Here is a 7,881-nt window from a genome sequence, read left to right on the forward strand (position 1 = left end):
TGGTAGGGCTCTGCCTTGGTTCTTATGTTCTCGCGTGTGCTGGCGTTCTCGATGGCAAACGAGCCACAAGCCACTGGGCATTTACCGAACAATTTCAGCAGCAATTTCCTAAGGTGAATTTTGACCCAAACCCTCTATTTGTTGAACATGAGACTATCATTACCTCTGCTGGAGTAGCTGCTTCACTCGATTGTTGTCTACATATAGTGCGCCGTTTGTGTGGTAGTGAGCTTGCGAATGATCTCGCACGTAAGATGGTGACTGCGCCATCTCGTACTGGTGGACAGCAGCAATACATACCAGCACCAGTCAACATAAAACCTCTTACAGAGACAAGTATTAGCCTTGTGATTGAGCTGGTGGAGCAGAGCCTTAATCAGTGTCACTCACTAGATGAAGTCGCTGAGCGCTGTGCGATGAGTAAACGTACCTTCACACGCCAGTTTAAATCCACCTATGGTTGTACATTTGGTGAATGGCTGCAAAATCGACGTTTGGTGTTTAGCCAACGTCTATTAGAAACCACGAAACTATCGATACCTCAAATTGCAGAGCAAGCGGGTTTTGGCTCTGACAGTGTATTTAGAAAGCACTTTAAATCTGCTTTTCATGTATCGCCGATTCAGTGGCGCACTACATTCAAGCAATAGTCTTAATTTCATTGAGGGCGATGGGGCTAGATCGTCGCATCTATTACTTTTTGTATCTGAAACCTTGCAAGTTCAATTCTAGGCGTTTTTGGGGCATCACAAGCCAGCCCTAACATCACTAGTTTGAAGCTACAAAATGATTTGCCGAAATCAATAGAATGAGTTTTGACTATCTCGCTATAAGGCCACTTAGCGATGGTCTATCCAACATATGAGCACAAAAAAAAGCGAGCACTAAGCTCGCTTTTAACCATCTGTTTTTAAAGTAAATTACAGTAGTTCTACCGACTATTGAGCAATCACGAATTCTTCGTTGGTTAGATTGCTATTAGTATCGCATCTGTTAGTAAGAGTGTGGTCAAAATTATTTAGACCACAATTTTAAACGACGTTGCAAAGATGAGTCTTACTCAATATCAGCAATTAGAACAACTATCCAAGCAAAGTGTAGGAAGTAAGCGCTATGTGACTCCCAGCAAAAGGATAAATTGCGCAGTCTAACTCAATGTAATCACGGTTTTTCGTTTTGTGGTTTCACTGTGTTTCAACGCATCAAGCATCTGCTCGAATTTAAAAGTGACAGGAATACTAACTTCAACACTCCCATTTTCAATACGCTCAAGCAGCGCTTCACCATTTTGCATTAATGTATGCCAATCATCTTTATCACCAAAATTATGTAACGCTCCAAGGGCTATTTCGTGGTAAGAAATAGTGCGCGTAAATGGAGGGTCAATGGGTTTAGCAATACGATCTTGAATGCAGACAATATGTCCATTCGCTCTTAACAGCGGCACTAAATGGGCGGCATTTTCCCCACTCACCGCATCAAAAATGGCGAAGTATTTCATGTCGATTTGAGATTGCTCCCGATAAACTTGGCGAATACCTAAGCTTTTGGCTCGCTCTTCGCTCAGACTCGCGGAGACAACATCAACGATATAACCCGCATCGAGAAGGAACTGGGATAACAAATTATTCACCGTGCCAAAACCAACGACAAGCACTTCTCTTTGTCGGGTTAATGGAATTTTTTCAAATGCTTGCCACGCAGTAAGCATCGGACAAGGCAGTGCAGCAGCAAGTTCAAACGATAGGCTCTCTGGCAGCGTCATCACCCGCTCAGCATTCAAAACGGTATATTCAGCATAGCTACCATGGCGATTTAGTGAGCCATGATACGCCACTCGACGCCCAATGAGACTGGTGTCAACTTTAGAGCCTACGTGTACGATGACGCCTGCACCATCAACACCAGGAACATGACCATTCGGCCAATTTAGAGGATTGGCTTTAATAAATTTCCAATCGACAGGGTTTATACCAATCGCTTTGTTTTGTAATAAGATTTCATTGTCATCTAAAGCTGGTATTTTAGCGTTACCTAAAATGATACTGTGTGTCTCTGTTTGATATTGCCAAATTCGATAAGGTTCCATCGCATTCTCGTTTGCTTAAAGAAAGGAGAAGGCACCAAGGAGTGGTTAGTCCTTGATGCCTAGTTTTGCTATGCCTGATAAGTAGGATAATCGATGTAGCCTTCGGCTCCGCCACCATACAAGGTGAGTCTTGCGTCAGCATCAAACTCGGCCAGTGGGTTATCATTGGCAAAACGGGCGACTAAATCAGGGTTCGTTACAAAAGGGGTACCAAAGGCAACGAAATCAGCATACTGCTTGTCGAGTAACTGTTGCGCTGATTGCTTGGTCAGCTTTCCAGCAACCATGATTGGGTTTGAGTATATTCGACGAACTTGTTGGCGAAACTCTTCAGGTACCTCTACATAGCGTGATATGTTTTCTGAAAAATGCACATACGCAAGATTCATCGGTTGTAGTTTTTCCAGCAATGCTAACGTTAGCGGAACAATTTCAACATCATCCCCAGCAAAACCCTCTCCGATATGAGGAGACAGACGAACCGCAACTCTTTCCCCACCAATTTCGTCAGTAAGTGCTTGTAAGGTATCAACCAGAAAGCGCATACGATTCTCTTGGCTGCCACCATATTGATCACTTCTTTGGTTGCTTTCTAAGCGTAAAAAGGTATCAAACAAGTAACCATGCGCAGCATGAATTTCCACGCCATCAAAACCAGCTTCAATGGCGTTTTTGCCCGCTTGTACAAAATCCGCAATCGTGCTCTTAATGTCTTGCAGCGTCATCTCCCGTGGCGTTTCAGTTTCAATCATCCCAAAGCCACCTTCAGCTAGTGGGCCAAATACTTGATCTGGGATTTTAATCGCTGATGGGGCTAACGGCTTAGTACCTGAAATATCAGAATGACTGCGTCGCCCCACATGCCAAAGTTGAGTAAATATTTTCCCGCCTTCTTGATGCACAGCTTGGGTGGTTTTTTTCCAGCCTTCGATGTGCTCTGGGGTATAAATGCCCGGAGTCATCGAATAACCTCGTGCAGCCGCTGAGATCGGGGTGCCCTCTGATACAATGAGTCCAGCACTGGCACGCTGACGGTAGTAGGTTGCCATCATCTCGTTTGGTACATCACCAGGTTGAGACGTGCGTGAACGAGTCATCGGCGCCATCGCGATACGGTTTCTAGTCTCAAGTCCGTGACCTTTAAATACCTTAAACATACTTACCCCCTTAAGCTTTATACGTTGGATAATCAATCAGACCTTTCTCACCACCACCAAACAAGGTGTTTGGATCATGCTCTGCCAATGGGTAGCCGTGAAGTAGACGTTCAGGAAGATCGGGATTCGCCACAAAAGGTCGACCAAAGCCGATCATATCAGCCAGTCCGTCATCAATAGCTTGCTTTGCTTTTTCCGCATTATAACGACCTGCGTAGATCAGCACGCCTTGAAAAGCATTGCGCATTGCACGTTTGAATGAGACGGGTGTATCTGGTGCATCATCCCAATCGACTTCAGCAATATGTAGGTACACGATATGATGTTTATTGAGTAACGCTGCGGCAGCGGTATAAGTCTCAATAGGGTTAGCATCAACAGTACCATTTAAGGTTGTTAAAGGTGCCAAGCGCACACCAACGCGGTTAGCGCCAATTGCGTCCACCATTGCAGCAACGACTTCATCAAGAAAACGAAGACGATTTTCCAGGCTACCGCCGTATTCATCACTGCGGTTGTTAGCTTCGGAGTCAATGAATTGGTTGATCAAATAACCATTCGCCGCATGCAGTTCAATGCCATCAAAACCTGCTTCAATCGCATTCAATGCCGCTTGACGATAATCTGCAATGACTTGTTGAATATCTGCTTTTGTCATTGCTCTAGGCTGCACGACATCAACAAAACCTGGTTCATCACTGCCATTATCAACGAATACTTTTACGTTTTCCGCTTTTAACGCTGATGAAGAAATCGGTTGCTCACCACCGATGTTATCTGTGTGAGTGACTCTGCCCACATGCCAGAGCTGAGCGAAAATTGCGCCATTTTCTGCATGCACTGCTTGAGTTACTTTACGCCAGCCTGCGATCTGCTCAGGTGTGTAAATACCTGGGGTCCATGCATAGCCTTTTGCCGTCGCTGAAATTTGCGTACCTTCAGACACAATCAATCCTGCACTGGCACGCTGAGCGTAATAGGTTGCCATCATGTCATTTGCGACATCACCAGGCTGACTGGCTCTTGAACGCGTCATCGGTGGCATGACAATGCGGTTTTTGAGTGTGAGTCCACCCAATGTGAATGGTTTAAATAGTGATAGTGACATAGTTGAGCCCTCTTCATTTGATAAGGGCATACTAGCAAATGAGTCACCAATCATTTATAGCAATAAAGGCAAATAATATTTGTATAAATTGCAACAATCAGCTTGTTTAAGCGGGTTACAGGGTTAGCTTTGGCTTAATAAAATCAATAAAAGCGGAGATCCGCTTGGCCACAGAAGAAGTCTTATAATACACAGCGTTGACTTGTTCTCTTCGTGGATGACTGATTTTTTCGCTCTCCAACAGCGAGATTAAACGTCCTTCGGCAATATCTTTATTCACCATAAACCCTGATAGACATGCAATGCCATTTCCTGCCAACACAATTTGTCGAATGGTTTCGCCATTACTTGATGACATCAAAGCGTCTAGTTGGGTAAAACCTTTTAAAGGCCAGTCATTCAAAATTTTGGGGGCGACAAATCCAATGAGATTATGCTGAGCAAGATCGCTGCTTTTAGTGGGGAGCCCGCGTTTTGAGATATATTCTGGTGAAGCCACAATATACAAGGGGCTTCGACCCAGCGACCGAGCATGTAGCGTTGAATCGCTCAACGTACCAATACGGATTGCTAAATCGGTTTTCTTTTCTAGTAAATCCACAATGCCTTCATTGGAAGTTATTTCTAGCTCAATATCGGGATAGGCTTGATTAAATGACTGCACCAATGGCACCAGTTGATGAAACACAAACGGACTAGCCGCGTCGACACGTAAACGGCCTTTGGGCAATTCCCCACGGGAAATAATATCTTCTTCCGCCTGCTGTAATTGCATTAACCCCACCCGCACAGAGTCAATGAACTGGCGTCCTTCATCGGTTAATTCAATACGTCTAGTGGTTCGGTTTAAAATAGTGACCCCAAGTTGACTCTCCACTTTACTGACCGCTCTGGATACTCGCGCGACTTGGATATCTAGGCTCTCTGCTGCCGCTGAAAAACCTCCTGTATCGACTACAGCTAGTAAAATGGCTAAATCATCAGATTTTGTTCGCATGCTATTTCCCTCAACTTTATCCAATCGCCCATCAGCTTTATTGCATTTATAACAAATATCATTTGTAAAAACCTCTGTTTTTCACAAAACATCTTTAATGCAAAATGCCCCCCATCAATTAACAACGCGACGGCATAGCGACCAATACATCGGCTATTGCTGGTCATTTTCAAACAACAGAGAGTAAATATTATGCCTTTAGCACTTCTTGCATTGACGCTCAGCGCCTTTGCTATAGGAACAACGGAGTTTGTGATCGTGGGGCTACTCCCGACCATGGCTTCCGACCTAAATATATCACTGCCTTCAGCAGGCTTGCTGGTTAGCCTTTATGCACTTGGTGTTGCCATTGGCGCCCCGGTTTTAACGGCTTTAACAGGAAAGTGGAATCGTAAACACGTATTGATTACCGTCATGTCACTGTTTGTTGTCGGTAACTTAGTTGCATGGCAAGCACCTGGATATAACACCCTGATTATCGCTCGTATTTTGACAGGTTTAGCCCATGGTGTATTTTTCTCCATTGGTTCAACCATTGCTACCGGTCTGGTACCAAAAGAAAAAGCCGCCAGCGCCATTGCGATTATGTTCACTGGTTTAACCGTGGCGTTAGTCACAGGCGTGCCGCTTGGGACATACATAGGTCAAACCTTTGGCTGGCAATCAACCTTCCTAGTTGTTGCGCTATTAGGTTTAATCGCATTAATTGGTAGTGCTTTCTTAGTACCAAATAACTTAAAACAACCTGCTGCAGCTAAGCTTTCATCGCAGCTTAAGGTATTAACTCAACCTAGATTATTACTGGTTTATGCGATTACTGCACTGGGTTATGGCGGCACTTTTACAGCATTCACTTTCCTTGCTCCTATTTTGCAGCAAGAAACTGGCTTTAGTGCGAATGCAATTAGTTTAATTATGTTGGTTTATGGAGTCTCAGTTGCGATTGGTAATATTTGGGGCGGAAAAATGGCCGATAAAATGGGCCCAATAAAAGCCCTTAGCATTATTTTTACTGGTCTTGCAGCTGTGCTTATCGTGTTCAATTTTACCGCCGTTAACCCTATTGCCGCGGTAGCCACGATTTTAGTTTGGGGGGCATTTGCATTCGGTAATGTTCCAGGTTTACAAGTATATGTAGTGAAACTTGCTGAAAAATATACACCAGATGCAGTGGATGTTGCTTCCGGTTTAAACATTGCCGCCTTTAACGTTGGTATTGCACTTGGTTCATGGGGCGGAGGGATGGTTGTCGCTGAAGCAGGCTTAATGCATACACCTTGGGTAGGTGCAGTAGTTGTACTGATAGCGCTTGCTTTGACCCGCTTTAGTGGCCGTCTTGATAAGCGTGCAGAAAGTTAATGGTAAAAATGTATTAATGAAATAAACACGACTCTTACCCTTAGAGCTGGTCAATGCAGCAGCATTGGCCAGCTTTTCGCAACTTATATTGATTGGTATTAGACAAGATTGAAACTGATAAGAGGCACTCAATGAAAACCGTTTTTATTACTGGAGCTAATCGTGGCTTAGGATTAGAGCTTGCAAAGCAATATGCACAGCGTCATTACAAGGTCATCGCTTGCTGTCGCGATATTGATTCAGCGCATGAGTTAACCCTGTTAGCACAACAGTATTCAACCATTCGCCCTTATGCTCTAGATGTTAGTCATGAAACAGATATTCTCGCTTTAACTGAGGTGTTTAAAGAGCAACCTATTGATGTACTTATTCATAATGCTGGGGTGAGTGGTGAAGGATGTGACAACTTAGGCAATATGGATCAGCAAAGATGGCTAGAGGTGTTAAAGGTCAATACCATCGCACCCATGTTAATCACGCAGGCCTTGCTCAATAATATTCTAGCCGGCCAAGATAAAACCATAATCGGGATGACCTCAATACTGGCCAGTATTGATGATAACCGCTCAGGGGGACGATACAGCTATCGAGCATCAAAAGCGGCCCTCAACCAAATAATTAAATCTCTAGCCTGTGAATTATCCGAAGCGGGAGTGAAGACCATGGCAATTCATCCAGGTTGGGTAAAAACCGATATGGGTGGAAAGGAAGGCAAGGTAACAGTAAAAGGGAGTGTTACAGGCATGCTTAATGTTATCGACAATTTAAAACTTAAGCATTCAGGTTCATTTTTTGTCTACGATGGCACTCAATTGCCATGGTAAGCCTAGTAGTTACGTCTCATACAAACTCTAAGGGTAGGATATGCTTTTAACCTTTATAGTTTTAATCCTTTCTATTGTCGCTTTGCTCGGGTGGTATTTACACAAAGTCTCCCGTGACATTTCCCAAATTGACTGGGATTGGGATGACGATGAGATCCTATAAATTGATATTGCCTGCATCTATGGCTGGTCACATTACATATCCTAAGGAACGACTGCGATCTTACTCTGGAATGAGTAAATACTTTAACGTGATGTATGGAATCCACTCCCTCCTTAGCAATCTAGACTTAGTGTGAGAAAAAACCGAGGGTTCCAATATGTTGACTAAAAATGTTATCGCTATC

The 7,881-nt window shown here is 43.9% G+C and carries 7 protein-coding genes; 3 read left to right on the top strand and 4 right to left on the bottom strand.

Annotation, left to right across the window (positions count from 1 at the left end; translation table 11 throughout):
• Nucleotides 1–650, top strand: a 650-nt coding sequence (locus AB6E52_RS22340) for a GlxA family transcriptional regulator (RefSeq protein WP_372189979.1), incomplete at its 5' end; no start/stop codon positions are given.
• Nucleotides 651–1,147: 497 nt separating this feature from the next.
• Here the strand turns inward: AB6E52_RS22340 and AB6E52_RS22345 are convergent.
• The 4 genes from AB6E52_RS22345 to AB6E52_RS22360 form a co-directional block, all read right to left on the bottom strand.
• Entirely contained in the window at nucleotides 1,148–2,089 is a 942-nt protein-coding gene (locus AB6E52_RS22345; protein WP_102321229.1) for a zinc-binding dehydrogenase, read from the bottom strand.
• A gap of 68 nt (nucleotides 2,090–2,157) precedes the next feature.
• Nucleotides 2,158–3,246, bottom strand: coding sequence for an alkene reductase (locus AB6E52_RS22350; protein WP_102321230.1), 1,089 nt, complete (start codon nucleotides 3,244–3,246; stop codon nucleotides 2,158–2,160).
• 10 nt (nucleotides 3,247–3,256) lie between these two features.
• A complete protein-coding gene (locus AB6E52_RS22355) occupies nucleotides 3,257–4,354 on the bottom strand; it encodes an alkene reductase (RefSeq protein WP_102321231.1) in 1,098 nt (365 codons plus the stop codon).
• 115 nt (nucleotides 4,355–4,469) lie between these two features.
• Nucleotides 4,470–5,351 carry a LysR substrate-binding domain-containing protein gene (locus AB6E52_RS22360; protein ID WP_017062691.1) on the bottom strand — a complete coding sequence of 294 codons (882 nt, stop codon included), beginning with the start codon at nucleotides 5,349–5,351 and terminating at the stop codon, nucleotides 4,470–4,472.
• 192 nt (nucleotides 5,352–5,543) lie between these two features.
• Here AB6E52_RS22360 and AB6E52_RS22365 point away from each other — a divergent pair, with 192 nt between their 5' ends.
• Nucleotides 5,544–6,710 carry an MFS transporter gene (locus AB6E52_RS22365; RefSeq protein ID WP_029235440.1) on the top strand — a complete coding sequence of 389 codons (1,167 nt, stop codon included), beginning with the start codon at nucleotides 5,544–5,546 and terminating at the stop codon, nucleotides 6,708–6,710.
• Between the two features lie 131 nt (nucleotides 6,711–6,841).
• Nucleotides 6,842–7,534: an SDR family oxidoreductase gene (locus tag AB6E52_RS22370; RefSeq protein WP_102321233.1), complete on the top strand. Its 693-nt coding sequence runs from the start codon at nucleotides 6,842–6,844 to the stop codon at nucleotides 7,532–7,534.
• Nucleotides 7,535–7,881: the final 347 nt, after the last annotated feature.

It is taken from the genome of Vibrio sp. 10N.247.311.13 (assembly GCF_041467595.1).
Lineage (GTDB): Bacteria > Pseudomonadota > Gammaproteobacteria > Enterobacterales > Vibrionaceae > Vibrio > Vibrio crassostreae_C.